General features: G+C 41.3%; 16 protein-coding genes. 4 read left to right on the top strand and 12 right to left on the bottom strand.

The window, feature by feature from the left end; translation table 11 throughout:
* Positions 1–91: 91 nt before the first annotated feature.
* From J7E81_RS20315 to J7E81_RS20300, 4 genes are read right to left on the bottom strand one after another with little or no spacing between them, the layout of a single operon-like run.
* Complete coding sequence (locus J7E81_RS20315; protein ID WP_215045271.1) at positions 92–1,042, bottom strand: siderophore ABC transporter substrate-binding protein; 951 nt, start codon at positions 1,040–1,042, stop codon at positions 92–94.
* Positions 1,043–1,058: 16 nt separating this feature from the next.
* Positions 1,059–1,820 (bottom strand): iron ABC transporter ATP-binding protein, encoded by a 762-nt coding sequence (locus tag J7E81_RS20310; protein WP_215045270.1) that lies wholly within the window; start codon positions 1,818–1,820, stop codon positions 1,059–1,061.
* Positions 1,817–2,770: an iron chelate uptake ABC transporter family permease subunit gene (locus tag J7E81_RS20305; protein ID WP_215045269.1), complete on the bottom strand. Its 954-nt coding sequence runs from the start codon at positions 2,768–2,770 to the stop codon at positions 1,817–1,819. Before J7E81_RS20305 ends, J7E81_RS20310 begins: the two co-directional genes overlap by 4 nt.
* Positions 2,763–3,713, bottom strand: a complete 951-nt coding sequence (locus J7E81_RS20300) for an ABC transporter permease (RefSeq protein ID WP_215045268.1) — start codon at positions 3,711–3,713, stop codon at positions 2,763–2,765. The genes J7E81_RS20305 and J7E81_RS20300 overlap by 8 nt, the downstream gene beginning before the upstream one ends.
* 224 nt (positions 3,714–3,937) lie before the next feature.
* Between J7E81_RS20300 and J7E81_RS20295 the strand changes: the two genes are divergently transcribed.
* Positions 3,938–4,417, top strand: a complete 480-nt coding sequence (locus tag J7E81_RS20295) for a hypothetical protein (RefSeq protein ID WP_215045267.1) — start codon at positions 3,938–3,940, stop codon at positions 4,415–4,417.
* 117 nt (positions 4,418–4,534) lie between these two features.
* Here the strand turns inward: J7E81_RS20295 and J7E81_RS20290 are convergent, their stop codons facing one another.
* The 8 genes from J7E81_RS20290 to J7E81_RS20255 all read right to left on the bottom strand — a co-directional run bounded on the left by J7E81_RS20290 (position 4,535) and on the right by J7E81_RS20255 (position 13,520).
* Positions 4,535–5,551, bottom strand: coding sequence for a DUF418 domain-containing protein (locus J7E81_RS20290; protein WP_215045266.1), 1,017 nt, complete (start codon positions 5,549–5,551; stop codon positions 4,535–4,537).
* Between the two features lie 54 nt (positions 5,552–5,605).
* Positions 5,606–6,208: a class I SAM-dependent methyltransferase gene (locus tag J7E81_RS20285; protein ID WP_215045265.1), complete on the bottom strand. Its 603-nt coding sequence runs from the start codon at positions 6,206–6,208 to the stop codon at positions 5,606–5,608.
* 108 nt (positions 6,209–6,316) lie between these two features.
* Complete coding sequence (gene nagE / locus J7E81_RS20280; protein ID WP_215045264.1) at positions 6,317–7,762, bottom strand: N-acetylglucosamine-specific PTS transporter subunit IIBC; 1,446 nt, start codon at positions 7,760–7,762, stop codon at positions 6,317–6,319.
* Positions 7,763–8,017: 255 nt separating this feature from the next.
* Positions 8,018–8,929, bottom strand: a complete 912-nt coding sequence (locus J7E81_RS20275; RefSeq protein ID WP_215045263.1) for a Gfo/Idh/MocA family protein — start codon at positions 8,927–8,929, stop codon at positions 8,018–8,020.
* A 90-nt stretch (positions 8,930–9,019) separates the two neighbouring features.
* Positions 9,020–9,769, bottom strand: coding sequence for a sulfite exporter TauE/SafE family protein (locus J7E81_RS20270; protein ID WP_215045262.1), 750 nt, complete (start codon positions 9,767–9,769; stop codon positions 9,020–9,022).
* Positions 9,770–9,904: 135 nt separating this feature from the next.
* The gene (locus J7E81_RS20265; RefSeq protein ID WP_215045261.1) at positions 9,905–10,666 is read right to left on the bottom strand and encodes a TerC family protein; all 762 of its coding nucleotides are present in this window, start codon (positions 10,664–10,666) and stop codon (positions 9,905–9,907) included.
* A gap of 197 nt (positions 10,667–10,863) precedes the next feature.
* Positions 10,864–11,976, bottom strand: coding sequence for an FtsZ/tubulin family protein (locus J7E81_RS20260; protein WP_251028767.1), 1,113 nt, complete (start codon positions 11,974–11,976; stop codon positions 10,864–10,866).
* A gap of 347 nt (positions 11,977–12,323) precedes the next feature.
* Positions 12,324–13,520 carry an MFS transporter gene (locus J7E81_RS20255; RefSeq protein ID WP_215045260.1) on the bottom strand — a complete coding sequence of 399 codons (1,197 nt, stop codon included), beginning with the start codon at positions 13,518–13,520 and terminating at the stop codon, positions 12,324–12,326.
* Between the two features lie 201 nt (positions 13,521–13,721).
* Between J7E81_RS20255 and dltX the strand changes: the two genes are divergently transcribed.
* From dltX to dltB, 3 genes are read left to right on the top strand one after another with little or no spacing between them, the layout of a single operon-like run.
* Positions 13,722–13,871 (top strand): teichoic acid D-Ala incorporation-associated protein DltX, encoded by a 150-nt coding sequence (gene dltX, locus J7E81_RS20250; protein ID WP_215045259.1) that lies wholly within the window; start codon positions 13,722–13,724, stop codon positions 13,869–13,871.
* Between the two features lie 18 nt (positions 13,872–13,889).
* The gene (dltA, locus tag J7E81_RS20245) at positions 13,890–15,395 is read left to right on the top strand and encodes a D-alanine--poly(phosphoribitol) ligase subunit DltA (protein ID WP_215045258.1); all 1,506 of its coding nucleotides are present in this window, start codon (positions 13,890–13,892) and stop codon (positions 15,393–15,395) included.
* Positions 15,395–16,561 carry a D-alanyl-lipoteichoic acid biosynthesis protein DltB gene (gene dltB, locus J7E81_RS20240; protein ID WP_215045257.1) on the top strand — a complete coding sequence of 389 codons (1,167 nt, stop codon included), beginning with the start codon at positions 15,395–15,397 and terminating at the stop codon, positions 16,559–16,561. Before dltA ends, dltB begins: the two co-directional genes overlap by 1 nt.

Here is a 16,561-nt window from a genome sequence, read left to right as displayed (position 1 = left end):
TCTCCTTTTTTGTCCGTCTCTAATGGACAGCGACATAAAAACGCTTGGCTTTTTTTGATGGCCAAGCGTTGGTTTTCTCTGTTATTCTCTTTTAAAGGGCTGCTTCTATCTCTGCAGTCATATTTTTCATGGATTGTAAACCGCCGCCGCTTAGATACCAGGAGTCGGCATCTAAGTAAACGATTTGGTCCTCTTGGTAGGCTGAAGTTTTTTTAACTAGTTCATTCTCTACGATCTCTTTGGCCCCGATTTCCCCGCCTACCGCTGTGGCTCGGTCAATCACAAACAAAACGTCCGGATTTTTCTCCTTAATGTATTCAAACGTAATGCTTTGCCCATGGGTGGAGACTTCAATATTCTGATCAGCCGCTCCAAAGCCAAATACATCATGAATCAGACCAAAGCGTGAGCTTGGGCCATAGGCGCTCACTTTCCCTTCGTTTGCCAGCACAACCAACCCCTTTTCGTTAAGAGCAGCTGCCTTTTTATTCACCTTGTTCACCCTTGCCTGAATCTCTGTTAATTCGCGGTCGACTTGATCTTCTTTCCCAAAAATCTTACCGATTAAATTCATATTTTTTGTAAAGGAATCCATGTAGTTAGTATATTCCATTCCTACATAAACCGTAGGGGCAATCTCAGCAAACTGATCGTATAATTCCGCTTGGCGGGCTGAGATAAAGATTACATCAGGCTTTAAGGCATGAATCGCTTCAAAGTCAGGCTCCTTTAAACTGCCGACATTCGTATATTTCTTATCATTGTATTTTTTCAGGTAAGAAGGAATCGTTACTTGCGGGACACCGGTCACTTCGACCCCTAACTCATCTAAGGTATCCAGTACACCAAAGTCAAACACAACCACTTTCTTCGGGTTCTTTTCAACCACTGCTTCACCATACTGATGTTTAATGGTCATTTTCTCGTCTGATTGTTCGCTAGAGGATGCCGGCTTGGAAGCCTCCTCCTCTTTTGTCCCGCCGCAAGCAACTAACACCAAAATCACCATAAAAATAAACCCTAGTAAACTCCACTTTCTCATCTCTTTCATCCCCTTTTTATGAATTAAAATAAACGCAAATCCGGCAATTGTTCACTTCTTGAATCGGTATATCCATATCATAAATCTCATTTAAGGCCTCCGATTGGATAATCTCCTCAGTCGGGCCATTTTTGACCACCTTCCCGTCCTTCATCGCGACAATCCAGTCCGAATAGACAGAGGCAAAATTAATATCATGAAGGACAATCACAACTGTTTTACCTAGTTCATCTACTAGGCGTCGCAGTATTTTCATAATCTGAACAGAATGCTTCATATCCAAATTATTCAACGGCTCATCAAGCAATATGTACTGAGTATCTTGAGCGATTACCATCGCAATAAAGGCGCGCTGCCGCTGTCCTCCTGATAATTCATCCAAAAAGCAATCCTGCAATTCCGTCAGATGCATGTAGGCTAAGGATTGATCGACCATCCGCTCATCCTCTTCGGTGAGCCGCCCTTTAGAATAGGGAAATCGTCCAAATGAGACGAGTTCGCGGATCGTGAGACGGACATTCATATAATTCGATTGTTTTAAAATCGACACCGATTTGGCAAAATCATTGGACTTCATCATACGGACATTGGACTGATTGACAAGCACTTCACCAGTATCTGCATGGAGCAGCCGGCTGACCATCGACAGTAGCGTTGATTTCCCGGCACCATTCGGCCCAATAAAAGAGGTGATCTTTCCTGGCTGGATATCAACAGTCACATCCTCGACAACCGCCTTCTTCCCGTAAAACTTCGTTAACGACTTCACTCGAATCATGCTGCTTTCCTCTCCTTTACTAGTAGATAGATAAAGTAAATCCCGCCGATAAAGTTTATGATGACGCTGAGCGTGGTTAAAAAAGTAAAAATCCGTTCGACCACCCATTGCCCGCCGACAAGGGCGATAACACTCATGATAATTGCCCCACTAATGAGAACCTTATGTTTATAGGTTTTAAAAAGCTGATAGGAAAGGTTTGCTACAATTAAGCCAAAAAAGGTAATCGGCCCAACAAGTGCTGTAGAGATGGAAATAAAGACGGCCACGATAACCAGCATTTTCTTTACAATCGAATCATAGGGCACGCCAAGATTAATCGCCCACTCCCTCCCCAGTGACAATACATCGAGGTATTTCATATAACACCAAGCATAAATCATCACGACACTTACCAGCAGCAGCGCCAGCCAGACCAAATCCGAATTAATATTGTTAAAACTTGCAAACATCCGGTCTTGAACTATCTGAAACTCATTTGGATCAATCAGCACCTGAAAAAATGTAGATATACTCGAGAAAAAGGTGCCAACAATAATTCCAACGAGCAGTAAAAAGTAAATCGACTGACTGCCCTTTTTAAAAAGAAATCGATATAGAATAAGGGCAAAAATAATCATGACCACTATCGAGATTAAAAAGTTAACTTGCCTATTAACCACTGCCAGATGATCAGAACCAAGGAAGAAAATAATCACGGTTTGCAAAAGCAAATAGAGGGCATCGAGCCCCATTATGCTCGGCGTAAGGATTCGATTATGGGTAATCGTTTGAAACACGACCGTTGCATAAGCAATCGTAAATCCTGTAATGATCATCGCAATGACCTTAACCGCCCTTTTCGGAAGCGCATAATCAAAGCTTCCATTGAGGTTGTGAAATAGGTAAATCCCGCAGCACAAAAGTGCGGCTAGTACTAAGCCCCCCATTTTTATCGATTGGTTACGCATAAGCTCTCCTCCTAAATAGAAGATAAAGGAAGATTCCGCTGCCTATGACCCCAACCATCAGGCTAATGGAAATCTCGTATGGGTAAATAATGATTCTCCCCAGAATATCGCAAACTAGTAAAAAACTTGCTCCTAGTAAGGCCGTATGCGGCAGCGTTTTTTGCAGGTGGTCCCCTTTAAAAATCGAGATGACATTGGGAATAATTAGACCGAGAAACGGAATCATTCCGACTGTGAGGACAACCGTTACCGTTATTAGGGCAACGAGCACCAGTCCAATGTTGACGATTCTCCGATAGGCAAGGCCTAGATTTTTTGAAAAATCTTCCCCCATTCCGGCAACAGTAAAACGGTTGGCATAGAAATAGGCGATAATTAAAATCGGAATACTTATGTATAGGAGCTCATAGCGCCCTTTCATCACCATAGAAAAATCTCCTTGAAGCCAGGCGGACATGTTTTGAATCACATCTGCCTTGTAGGCAAAGAACGTCGTGACCGAAGATAATATGTTGCCGAACATTAAACCTACTAGTGGGATAAAAATGGCATCCTTCAACTTAATCCGGTCTAAAATTTGCATAAATAAAAACGTTCCCGCAAGTGCAAACGCCAAGGCGACAACCATTTTTTGCATCATTGAGGCATTAGCAAACAGCAGCATGGACACCAATATTCCTAAACGGGTGGCATCCAGTGTTCCGGCTGTTGTTGGTGAGACAAATTTATTACGGCTCAGCTGCTGTATGATGAGTCCTGCAATGCTCATACCTGCTCCGGCGAGAATGATGGCGACAAGCCGCGGGACCCTGCTGATCAGAAATACTTGTGTTTCTTCAGATTGGAAGTTTAGGAGATCACTAGGCGATATACTGCTAACTCCCACAAACAAGGAGACTCCTGACAATATAGCTAACACCAATAATAGATATCGTTTCTTCATCACTGTCTCCATAAGTTTATTTTTATAAATGATATTGAAAATCATTATCACTTACATCTAGTATAAACAATTTCCAAAAATGGTGTCAATATGTAATTGAGAATTTCTATCAATTAATTTCCCTTGCTTGCTGGTTTATCGTTTTTTAATAAAGGTGATTTTTTTATCTCCTAACATATTGGACTTCCAGCACCTCATAAATTGAGGATTAGGAGGTGATCGCAGTGAAAAAAGGGCTTTTAGCGATTGTTTTTCCGATCATTTTGCTGTTGTCAGGCTGCTTTAACGACCCTGTTCAAGATGATCTGCTGAATTACGTGAACAAGGAAATGAAACCAGCGGGGAAATTAGAAGCAGCAGCGGTTTCTGCCTACGAAGGGGTATCTGGTGTGAATTATCAAGATGACCAGACGATGTACGATGCGTTAACGAAAGAAGTTATTCCAAACTACAATGAATTTATTAAAGAGCTGAATTCTGTCAAGATAGAAACAGATGAGTTAAGAAAGATTCACGAAATTTATATTGAGGGGGCTGACATTCAATTTAAAGCATTTGTTACGATTAAACAGGCCTTAGAGGAACAGGATCCGGCACTTGTTCAGAAGGCAAATGATATGCTGGCCGATGCGAGAGAACATATTCGCGATTATAAAACGAAGTTAAACAAACTGGCAAAAGATCATAAGGTCAAATTAAAGTAAATAGGATTTTACAAAACGAACAAAGTGCCGGGCCTCATTCCATGTTAGTGCCTGGCACCTTGTTTATACTGTGAAATTGTGAAGTACCACCTTCCGGACGGGCGGAGGAGGGCTCGGCTAGATTCTTTTTCGCATCGGCGGTAACTCTAGGTAGGTCAGTGCTCTCCAAACCCATTCTAAGGGGCCGAATTTGAAATAGCGAAGCCAAAGTGTACTATAGCTTAATTGAATAACATAGATAGCCAAGCAAATATATAAGGTTTGAAAATAGCTTATCTGACTTTGCAGCTGCAGCGCTTTTCCTGCCACAAAAATCAAGACCGTTTGCAATAAATAATTGGTAAAGGCCATCCTGCCATAGTATTTTAAAGGCGTAAGAAGTTTACGAAAAAAGGGCAATTGAATCAACAAGATTATACAGCCCACATAAAAGGCAGAAACCACAGGACCAATCGTAATGCCAATATGTATAAATGGCTGCAGCGGGCCGGAGATTGCTTCATTCGCGGCACTGCTGATGAAATTGGGAGCGGACTGATATTGAAAAATCAGCCCGCCTAGAGCTAGGACCAACATGATAACAGTAAAAACAGCTGTTGCCTTTAAGTAATGGGAGATTCTTTCAAACACCTGATATTGTCCCGCAGCGATTCCCAACAACATGAATGGAATAATCATAAAGATTTTTGCAGCAAAAAGACTTAAAACAACTAACATGACGATGCCAAATAAGAGATTGACTCTTCTGGTTACTTTGTAAAATGGGAGGAGAATGAGGCCAGCGACGGCATAGAGCGTTAATGCTTCGCCAGGATGAAACTGCATATGTACGAACCCAAATAGGAATAACACCACCATTCTCCGTACAAACAAGACTTGTCCTTTTTTTCCTTTTGTATTGGCACGGTTGATGAAAAGATAGAAGCCGACACCAAATAAGAATGTGAAAATCGTATAAAACCGGCCTTCGATAAATAAGTATAAAAACTTCCAATAAGCAGCATCGGCAGTACCTGCTGCCGGAGGATTGACCGCCAATAATGTGCCAATATTAACCAAAACAATCCCCAGTAATGCAAATCCCCGCAAATAATCTAACACATCAATCCGCTCATTTTCTCCTATTGCACTCATAGCAAACTCCTAATCCGTGAACGGTGCCTGTCACCATTTCTACTATAAACTTGCTCACAGTGTTAGTTTATAGATGATAAACCGTTCATTTGGGTTATGTTCATATACATATGGTAATGTTACTTCCTTCTTCTTCTCGAAAGCAGTGTCCTGCTCTAAGAAATAGATATAATCCTCGGATGGATAGTATAAAACCATTTCGAATTCCCTTGGATGATCTTCCAAGGACCGCAGAATGTTGTTAACCACTCTCCGAAACACTTGAATCGAGAACGGATTAAAGAAATAAAAGCGATTATCGAAACGGTTGATTTGATATTCCTCTGCCAGGCTGCAAACAAATTGAATTTTACCTTTGCCATTCTTTTTCACGTAGCGCTTTTGGTTTAACAGCGCCTCATGATAAAGAGCTTCATTCATCTCTACCCCGACAACTGTTACATCAAAAAAGTAATGAAGGTAAAAATTCAGCCTGCCTTTTCCAGATCCAAAGTCCACAATATAATCGTCGTGATTGATTTCATAATGGCGGAACAACTCCTCGAGCGCGCTGTATGGAGTCGGTTCGTACCGATGATAATGCAAGGACTTGTTAAATCCCTGCTGGTCACCGCGGGTCTTAATGTTAAGTAATTTATCATAATAATATTCTTTCATCAGAAGCTCCTATAATCTCTATTTTACCTTCTTTTATTTTAACAAACAGGACCATAAAAAACCGCTTAGATGATAACGAATCTAAGCGGTTCCTAATCCTATTCCCTTTCATTTCCCTTTACGCAGCTTATGAACCTCATCGGCTACAAATTGGACATTGGTACCAATGATGACTTGGATGCTTTGTGGACCAACAATGTTAATTCCCGGTACACCCGTCGATTTAATTTTCTTCTGATCGACTTTGCTCATATCCTTCACTTCTAATCGCAAGCGGGTGACACAGTTATCCACTGAAACCACATTCTCATCGCCGCCCAAGCCTTCATAAATGATCGCTGCCATGGAAGCAAACCTAGATTCGCCCGCTGCCTCCTCTGCCACAGCCTCATCATCGTCCTCTTCGCGGCCAGGAGTCATTAAATTAAATTTCACAATGATATAACGGAATAAGAAGTAGTAAATAACCGCAAAAACAAGGCCTTGAACAATTAACATATATGGTTTATTGGCTATTGGAATTTTAAAACTTAACACAAAATCCACAAGCCCGGCACTAAATCCAAAGCCAGCTGTCCAATGGAACGCTGCTGCAATCGCCAAGGAAAGCCCTGTTAAGATGGCATGCACCAAATAAAGCATCGGAGCTAAAAACATGAACGCAAATTCAATCGGCTCTGTTACACCGGTAAAGAACGAGGCAAAGCCCGCAGCTAACATTAAAGAAGCGACTTGCTTCCTCTTCCTTGTTTTAGCCGTATGAACCATGGCCAAAGCAGCAGCAGGCAGCCCGAACATCATGATGGGGAAGAAACCAGCTTGGTACATTCCCGTAACGCCCTTTACACCTTTGCTTGCCCAGAAGTTCGTAATATCACTGATTCCAGCCACATCAAACCAGAACACCGAGTTTAAGGCATGGTGTAGTCCCGTGGGAATTAATAAACGGTTGAAGAAACCATAAAGACCCGCACCGACAGCCCCTAAATCACTGATTGTTTTACCGAATGTAACCAAGGCAGTATAAATGACTGGCCAGATAAAAAATAGTATCCCGGAAACCACCAGCATCGAAACGGCTGTCATAATTGGCACCAACCGTTTACCGCTGAAGAATGCAAAGGCATCGGGTAATTTAACATGACTATAACGATTGTACATAATCGACGCAACAATACCGGAAATGATTCCTACAAAGGCATTTTTAATTTTTATAAAAGAGGGATCGACCTTTGAAGGATCTACTCTTTCTAGTAATGCCACTGCATCTGTTGAAAGCAGTGTGGTCACAACTAAGAAAGCAACTAACCCGCTCAATGCTGCCGAACCATCTCTCTCTTTCGACATCCCAAGGGCGACACCGACTGCAAACAGAATCGGTATATTATCGATAATCGAGCTCCCTGCCTTAATTAAAAAGGCAGCAAGCGGACTGTCTGCCCCCCAGCCAGTTGGATCAATCCAATACCCGATCCCCATCAAAATCGCCGCTGCCGGCAGAACTGCAACCGGTAACATCAAAGAACTTCCTACTCGTTGGAGATATTTTTTCACTTTTTTTACCCCCTCTTCTGATTTTCTTCGCTGCTGCAACTATCAAAAACAAAACGAATAAATAATGACTATAAAACTATAAAGATAGCTGCTTCCTTTCTAGAAAACACCTCCTTTAGGACCTTGCCCCCATTACTAGTTTACTGTCGGGTATTCACTCCTATTACTGATATTAGGACAAAAAATAAAAAAGCATCGAGGTACAATAAAAAGCCTTAGCGGCCTTTCTTGTTACCTCCATGCCTAAAAAGCGTATTACCGATCCCTTCCTAACTTGGAAAGGATTTTTTCACAGATCTCATGAGTTTCTAGCGCATCGCTTGCCGATATGCTTACCTTTGACCCCGTGGTAACTGCCTTTACAAAATCCGCAACCATCTGCTCAAAACCACGTTTCCCAAGGGTCGGCTCCCAGTCATTGCCCCGCACCTCGATCGTCTCCATTCCTTTTGAAACAACCAATTTTGACACATTATAAACACTGCGTTTCTCCAGCGGCCCCATTACCTCAGCGATTTCTTCATTTGTGCCATTGTCCCGGTTCATGATTCCAATGGCTGATGCTCCGCCCGATCTAAACTGAACAATCACATGGTAAAGGGAGTCCTCCACCATTCTGCCATTAACAATTAACTCGTCAATCGGATGCGGAAATAAATATCTCATGGTATCCACCACATGGATGAAATCGTCATAGATAAAGGTCCTTGGCTCCCCTGGATGGGCCTTTCGGTGCTTCTGGACGATAACCATATTCGGATTGGCTACCTGCTTTAGCTGCTGGTAGGAGGGAGCGAATCTTCGATTGAATCCTGTCATTAAAATAAGATTCTTCTTTTCAGCTAATTCGACCATTCTAGCAGCACTTTCAAATCGGTCTGTAATCGGCTTATCGACAAACACATGAATGTTATGTTGAAGTAATAGCTCCACTATTTCTTCGTGAGAGGCAGTCGAGGAATGGACAAATGCCCCGGCAATTCCACTGCCTAATAAAGATTCTAGTGAAGAATGAAGATGCTCAAACCGATATTGGCTGCCAATGGCCGTTAGCTTTTCCTGATTACGTGTAAAAAAGTGAAATTCTTGATCCTTCATTTTGCTGTAGACCGGCAGATACGCCTTTTGCGCAATATCTCCGAGCCCAATTACACCGAATTTAGCCACAATGTCTCTCTCCTAAAAAGTTTGTTAGTAGTATTAAGTATATCAAGTATAGGTAAAGGACTAAGAATTGCCTTAGTCCTTTATCTTTTGTTAAATTAATAATTTTATTGCTGATACGGCCGTAACCACGATGATAATAATACGAAAAGGCTTTTCATTCATTTTTTTAATTATGAAAGCCCCGAGAATCGCACCGATTGCAATGGCTGGTATCAGTATTACCGCCAATAAAAGTGTTTTTAAATGAATGTTATGCCACGCCAAAATTTGCATCGGTACTTTTGACACATTAACAAGGAAGAAGAACCAAGCTGTGGTGCCCAGAAATTCTGCTTTTTTAAACCCTTTTGCTAATAAAAAGACACTGAAGATGGGTCCCGCCGCATTGCCAATCATTGAGGCAAAACCACTAAGAATTCCCGTTAAGGCATAAAACCACTTTCCTTTAGGGACTTTAGCTTCTTCACCCTTTTTCTCCATATAAATTAAAATAAATAAACAAGCGATTACACAAATAGAAATAATCATCTTAAATTGTTCGTCATTCGTATACTCACCAACGAACAGCCCTAATAAAAGCCCCGCCGCCACCCATGGAATTAATTGCTTAATATTCTTCCAGTCAGCATGGCGATTATAATAATAAATGGCAAAAAGATCAGCCAGAATTAACAAGGGTAAGATGGTTCCAGTCGACTCTTTTCCTCCAAAAATCAAGGCAATAATCGGAATGACCGGCATTGAAAAGCCGTTAATGCCTGTTTTTGAAAAACCAATTAAAACAGCTGCAACAATTAACCATATCCACTCTGATATGTTCAAATGAAATAAACTTAACATTATATTATCTCCTATTAATCTAGCATCTATGATGTCATGGTACACTAAAAAAAGCAGAAGAACCATTGATCTATTCTTCTGCTTCTATATTCATATTGAGTTTTGCTTCCCATAATGTCAATAGCGGCCAAGTGTTTAATGTGATAATCTTTCTGTCCTGTTTTTCCGGATCCCATGCACAATAAACGTAATCACAAAGGCGACCACCATCACGATGATAAAAATTTCATTTGGTATCTCAATATCAACAAGGGTAAGCCCCATTTTAACGGCAATAAACAAAATTAAGAAATAAGCCGTCGTTTCGAGCTCCGGTACCCTGTTCATTAAACTGATGAAGAAGGTCGCTACTCCCCGCATCAAAAGAATCCCGATCATACCGCCAAGTAAAACAACCCAAACTTGATCAGAAACGGCAAGTGCAGTCAGGATACTATCCACCGAAAAGGCTAAGTCCATTAATTCCACACTAATAACCGTTGCCCAAAATACACCAAATGTTTGGGTCAGCCAGCCCTTCGGCTCCCGCACATCTTCCTCGTCTTCCCCTTCTTTACTTTTCAGCTTGTCCATAAAGAACTTAACGGAAAGCCACAGTAAATAGAGCGCACCAATTAACTTAATAAACCATAGTTTGATTAAAAACGTCCCTAGTCCGATAAAAATAAACCGGAATAAATAAGCTCCCCATAGTCCGTATACTAAGGCCTTTTTTTGTTGCTGCTTTGGTAATGGTTTTACAAAAGCGGATAAAACCAAAGCATTATCAGCTGATAAGATACATTCCAATACCGCTAACGATAAAATTAATCCCCACGCCTTTGGTGAGGACAATACATCTGCCCACATATGCCAATTCAGCATCGAGGCAAAGTTTGATACCACTTCTTCCCACATCGTTCATTTCTCCTTTTTCCAAAAAACCAGCAGCTGTTTATCCTAACACGTTGCCTAGATTTATTTTAGCGTATAAATTGCTTTACCCTCTAGTTTTTCGCCTTACTACACACTTTCTCCCTTTATTATACCCTAAAAATGGGAGCATTACCCATTAGAAAAGGGCCAGCCTCGGAGAAAGAGACTAACCCTTCATTTTATCTTTGGTATTTGGTTAATTTGGATGTAATGTTCCCTGCTTTCCTCTCCTGCGGCCGTGCTTTTAAGTTAGAGGCCCAGGAAACCTGCGACTCATAATGCTGGGAATATTCCTTACTCACCAAATGCTGGAGCCGATCTTTATTTTTTTCAAGATGATCTTCAAGAGCCTTCATACGGCGGGCCGGAAATGCCAGCCCTGCCAAAACGGTTGTTATCGTCGGGTCTGATTCCGAAATATAGGTCCCTTCAAATAACTCAAGTGGTTCTCCAACCCTCTCAAAGATCGATGGAACATTAATTAGTTTCGCCATACTTTCAGCACCTTCATAAATTAATCCAGCTCGGATCACGCCTGTCGATTCAACCGGGCAGAAAATCGAGTTTACCCACGATTGCTGGACTTTATTGGAGACATCAGCGGTTGTCTTAGCGTCCGTGATGGTGGTTGACGAGATGATGGTTACTCCTCTTGTTCCGAGGATATTCATTAAATCCGTTTCATCAAAATTCCCAAAAAAGGAGCTCTTTCTTGTTACTTGCAGCACATTATTTATGGCCTCGATGACTTGATGATTAGAAGAAAGGTAGATCTGATGTTTACTTGATTGAGGATTGAGCTTCCGTAATTGATCATTATCAACAAGGAATACGGAGGATAGGGACTCAATTCTGGAAATCTCCTCGAGGCAGGCTGCGGCATTGATCCGGTTTCCTGCCAGTGCATTACGGTCCGGGACCACTGCGATCGCTCCGATGTTGACCCCTGGCAGCTGGTCTAATAAGATGTCCATTAGGAGCGGGCTCATTCCCGACCCTGTCCCCCCGTCTGTAGAGAAGGCTACTAATAACAGTTTAATATTCTTGAAGGACTTTTTAATAAAGTCGATTAATTCCCGGTAATTCTCATTCACTGCTTTTAACCCAATCGAACGATCCTGACCGGCCCCGCTGTACCCTGGGACAAAGTATTTCTTTTCGACCCTTGTATTGACGGTCCCATCTCTTTGATTTGTATTGATTAGGGCGGCTTGGAAGCCCATAGAGGCAGCAATTTCTGCGATATTTCCGCCTGCCTGGCCGATACCCAAAATCCCAATAGATTTCACCATTTTCGATGATCCCCTCCCTTTCTTTTAAAATAATACTCATATTTTCAAAAATTAGACTTTACCATTTTTAAAAAGCCGCAAAATAGTTATGTTTTTATACATTAAACTAGTCTGTTGATTTCCGCTCCAGGCGGCTTTGCTTTCCGTGGGCGTGCCGGGGAGCCTCCTCGGCCCCGTACTCCCGCAGGACTTTGAATTTGCATCCTCGAATCCGCCCACGCACGAAGGAAATGCGGTAGCATTTTCGAGGAGTCTTCGCCGCCTTCCGCTCCAATCAACAGAGTGTGCAAATTTATTCATCAACCACCTTTTGGGGCAGTCTCTTTTACATGAATTTAGAAAGACGCTTAATTTGCTGCCTGCAATGGTTTTATGGAAGAGAGTTTTAGTGATAATGGAAAGGCGAGCAGAAGTAAACAAACCATAAAACCGATAACCCCTTCCCAGCCAAATTTGGACCAGAAAAATCCCCCCGCAGTACCGGCAATGCTCGAACCAGAGTAGTAGAAAAACAAATAAAGTGATGAGGCTTGAGCTTTGGCTGTGCGCGCCCGTCTGCCCACCCAGCTTGAGGCAATGGAATGTGCCCCAAAAAAGCCAAACGTAAAGACCGCAATCCCGATTATTTTTAACACTAATAGTGCAAACAGAGTCAATAATGCTCCGGTAACCATAATGACAAGACCGATCCATAATACCTTCTGTCGTCCTAAGGTATCAGAAAGACGCCCCATCCATGTTGAACTAAACGTTCCAGTCAGATAGACGATAAAAATCCAGCCTACAATGGTTTGGCTTAAGTGGTAGGGAGGTGCCAGCAGTTCAAAGCCGATATAGTTGTATAAAGTAACAAAGCTTCCCATTAAAATAAAGGCAATGCAAAATAAACACAAAAGAGCTGGATCCTTTAAATGCCCTAGCAGCGATTTACTTAGTGCTTTTAGCTTTAGTGGTTTAGGTGTAAAGTAACGGGAGTTTGGCAGGTGAAACCAAAACCATATGCTGAGGATTAAACTAATGATACCAATACTCCCCATGGCGAAACGCCAAGAGTACAGATCGGTAATGGACCCGGTAATTATTCTGCCAGCCATGCCGCCAATCGAATTTCCACTAATATAGATGCCCATCGCAATTCCAAGACTCCTAGAATCTACCTCTTCACCAAGATAGGCCATCGCAATCGCTGGAAGTCCTGCGAGCACCATTCCTTGCAGAATACGAAATCCGAGCAGCGCACTAAAAGTCGGACTAAAGGCAGTAAATATTACGATTAATGAAGAGAGAAGTAACGAAACAGACATAATTGATTTACGTCCCCACGCCTCGGATAATGAACTAATAAATAACATTGAAATGGCAAGCGTAAACGTGGTTACCGATAAGGTCAGACTCCCAGCGGCCGCCGTGACACCAAATTCTTTTGTAAAGATTGGCAGTAAAGGCTGGACATCATAAAGAATTGAAAAGGTAATGAACCCTCCAGCAAAAAGTGCAAAATTGGCCTTTCGAAACGCAGTCGTTCCTTGTTGCAGCTTCTCCAACGGTAAAACCCTCTTCCCTTCTATTTTCCCACCTCCACTTTACTCCTCTGCCACACAAAATTCAAAAAACTTGGTGTCAGGCACCACTTCCTATAGAAATAAATTAAAAATTAATTTCCTTTTCATTAAATCTTAATGCAAAGAGTTTGAAAGCGAATTATGATTATAACGTTAAAAAGAGATTACTGCGGGGGAAGCATGATGCTGCAAAAAATAAAAGGTTTCCTTAACCAAGAGAAAGTGAGATGGACCAGCCGGTTTGTCTATTACCTGCTCATTCTTCTGTTACTGTTTTTTATGTACGGATTTAATGATGCAAGTGCAGGTTCGTATATTTACAATGATTTTTAATTTCGGGGGGATTTTAAAATGGAATTATTACAAGCCATTGACAACATGGCTAGGTTACAACCAGATCAATTGGTCTTTATCTCTCCAGCTAAACAGATCACTTACGGTGAACTTTGGAAGAAATCCGACCAAGTTGCCGCCTTCATTCTAGCACAGAACTTAAAAAAACAATCACCTATTTTGATTTACGGACATATGGAACCAGAAATGCTAATCTCCTTTCTTGGCAGTGTAAAAGCTGGTCATCCCTATATACCTGTAGATACATCCATCCCACTCGAACGTGTTGAAAGAATAATAAAGAATTCTAATCCGGAATTATTGATAAATGTAGCGGGTCTTCCCCTTCCGATCGACCATTCATCATTTAGAATGGTGACCCTGGAAGAAATGCGGAAGCAGGAGCCTAAAACCATTGATTCATCAACATGGGTTAAAGGCGTTGAAAATTTCTATATTATTTATACATCAGGGAGCACAGGGAATCCCAAAGGTGTCCAAATATCTGCTGCTAATCTGCAAAGTTTTGTGGATTGGATGGTAGAAGATTTCCCTATTAAAGGAGGGCTGCGCTTTTTAAACCAAGCTCCGTTTTCCTTTGATCTGTCAGTCATGGACCTCTACCCTTGTTTAGCAAGTGGTGGTACCTTAATGGCGATTACAAAAGAAATGGTCGCTAAGCCAAAACTCTTATTTGAAGAATTAGAGAAATCAGAAACACAGGTATGGACCTCTACACCATCGTTTGTACAAATGTGTTTAATGGATCCATCATTTAACAGCGAACTGCTTCCGAAATTATCAGTCTTCCTTTTCTGCGGCGAAATTCTTCCTGTTTCAATCTGCAGGCAGCTGCGGGAACGGTTTCCTGAAGCAGCGATTTTTAATACCTATGGCCCGACAGAGGCAACTGTCGCAGTCACCTTTTTAGAAATAACAGATGAAGTAATAGAAGATTATCAAACTCTTCCAATCGGCACCCCGAAAGCAGATACGCAAATCATCCTACTAAATGAAGAGAATGAACCTGTATCTGAAGGGGAACAAGGAGAAATGATCATTGTTGGACCAAGTGTAAGTAAAGGCTATTTAGGACAGCCAGAACTAACAAATAAAGCCTTTTTTACCTATAACGGACAGCAGGCATACAGAACGGGTGATGCCGGCTTCAACCAGAAGGGGTTACTTTTTTATAAAGGCAGATTAGATTTTCAAATCAAATTACATGGCTATCGGATGGAACTCGAAGAAATTGAATATCATATTGCCAAATCGAACTATGTGAAATCAGCCGTTGTTGTTCCTATCTATCAAGATGATAAAATTGAATACCTTTCCGTCTTGATCATTCCAGCGGAACATCCTTTTGAAAAAGACTATCAGTTAACGGGTGCGATAAAAAAAGAACTAGGGTTGGTGCTGCCCGCCTATATGATTCCACGGAAGTTTTCTTATCATAAGGAACTGCCGATCACACCTAATGGAAAAGTGGATCGAAGGCAAATTCGCAAAAAGGTATTGTGATGATTCCATATAGTTCTTTTACATTCTTTTTCATCCTAGTGATTTTATTAGCACCAACGGTCATCCTTGGCCTACAAGGAAAAAGATTTCAAACTTACAATATGATAGTGACTGTTATCGTCTTAGCCGTTATTTTTGCATCTAAGCCGGCAAGTGCTCTTGCTTTAATTCTGTTTACCATCTGGCAGGTTCTACTAATTGAAGGATATATAGCCTATAGAAAACGAGCAAACAGCGGCTGGATTTTTTCATTAGCAGTGATGGCATCGATTCTTCCATTAGCTGTCTATAAAGTGCTACCGTATTTTTCAGAGCCCAATTGGATGGCCTTTTTGGGGATTTCCTATTTAACCTTTAAGGGAACCCAATTGATTATGGAGACTAGGGACGGATTAATCAAACAAAGGCTTCCTCTTGCTCGTTTACTGTATTTCATCTTGTTTTTTCCGACTATTTCATCAGGCCCGCTCGACCGTTACCGGCGGTTTGACAAGGATTTAAAAGCAGAACTAACGGGCGAGCAGTATAAGCAGCTTTTATATGACGGGATCAACAAACTATTCCGTGGATTTTTATATAAATATATCATCGGTTATTCTATTAATCATTTTTTCATTGCCAACTTAAGATTTATAGCGGAAAATCATTTTCAAAGCCAGCTCTTTTATATGTATGGATATAGCTTTTATTTATTTTTCGATTTTGCCGGCTACAGTGCTTTTGCCATCGGCATCAGCTATATTATGGGAATCAAATCACCGGAAAATTTCAATCTGCCGTTTATCAGCCGCAATATAAAAGATTTCTGGAATCGCTGGCATATGAGCCTTTCCTTTTGGTTTCGTGATTATGTCTACATGCGGTTTGTTTTTTGGATGACGAAAAAGAAGTGGACTAAAAACAGAAACATCATCTCCAACCTCGGTTATGTTTTATTATTTCTGTTAATGGGGGTTTGGCATGGTCTAGAAATTCAATATATTCTCTATGGAATCTATCATGCCCTTCTGATGGTCGGCTACAATACCTTCGAGCAGTTTAACAAAAAGCATAAATGGTGGCCGCAAACTAGATTAACACGGATCATTAGTATTGTGATTACCTTCCACTTTATTTGCTTTGGATTTTATATATTTTCAGGACACTTTATTCAAAAAGGAGTATGA

Source organism: Bacillus sp. ISL-18 (assembly GCF_018613415.1).
Lineage (GTDB): Bacteria > Bacillota > Bacilli > Bacillales > Cytobacillaceae > Neobacillus.
This window is presented reverse-complemented; position numbering and strand designations above follow the sequence as displayed.

Excerpts from the sequence above, each read along its gene's own strand:
- J7E81_RS20315 (WP_215045271.1), bottom strand. The coding sequence starts at position 1,042 with ATGAGAAAGTGGAGTTTACTAGGGTTTATTTTTATGGTGATTTTGGTG.
- J7E81_RS20310 (WP_215045270.1), bottom strand. The coding sequence starts at position 1,820 with ATGATTCGAGTGAAGTCGTTAACGAAGTTTTACGGGAAGAAGGCGGTT.
- J7E81_RS20305 (WP_215045269.1), bottom strand. The coding sequence starts at position 2,770 with ATGCGTAACCAATCGATAAAAATGGGGGGCTTAGTACTAGCCGCACTT.
- J7E81_RS20300 (WP_215045268.1), bottom strand. The coding sequence starts at position 3,713 with ATGAAGAAACGATATCTATTATTGGTGTTAGCTATATTGTCAGGAGTC.
- J7E81_RS20290 (WP_215045266.1), bottom strand. The coding sequence starts at position 5,551 with ATGAGTGCAATAGGAGAAAATGAGCGGATTGATGTGTTAGATTATTTG.
- J7E81_RS20285 (WP_215045265.1), bottom strand. The coding sequence starts at position 6,208 with ATGAAAGAATATTATTATGATAAATTACTTAACATTAAGACCCGCGGT.
- J7E81_RS20270 (WP_215045262.1), bottom strand. The coding sequence starts at position 9,769 with ATGTTAAGTTTATTTCATTTGAACATATCAGAGTGGATATGGTTAATT.
- J7E81_RS20265 (WP_215045261.1), bottom strand. The coding sequence starts at position 10,666 with ATGTGGGAAGAAGTGGTATCAAACTTTGCCTCGATGCTGAATTGGCAT.
- J7E81_RS20260 (WP_251028767.1), bottom strand. The coding sequence starts at position 11,976 with ATGGTGAAATCTATTGGGATTTTGGGTATCGGCCAGGCAGGCGGAAAT.
- dltX (WP_215045259.1), top strand. The coding sequence starts at position 13,722 with ATGCTGCAAAAAATAAAAGGTTTCCTTAACCAAGAGAAAGTGAGATGG.
- dltA (WP_215045258.1), top strand. The coding sequence starts at position 13,890 with ATGGAATTATTACAAGCCATTGACAACATGGCTAGGTTACAACCAGAT.
- dltB (WP_215045257.1), top strand. The coding sequence starts at position 15,395 with ATGATTCCATATAGTTCTTTTACATTCTTTTTCATCCTAGTGATTTTA.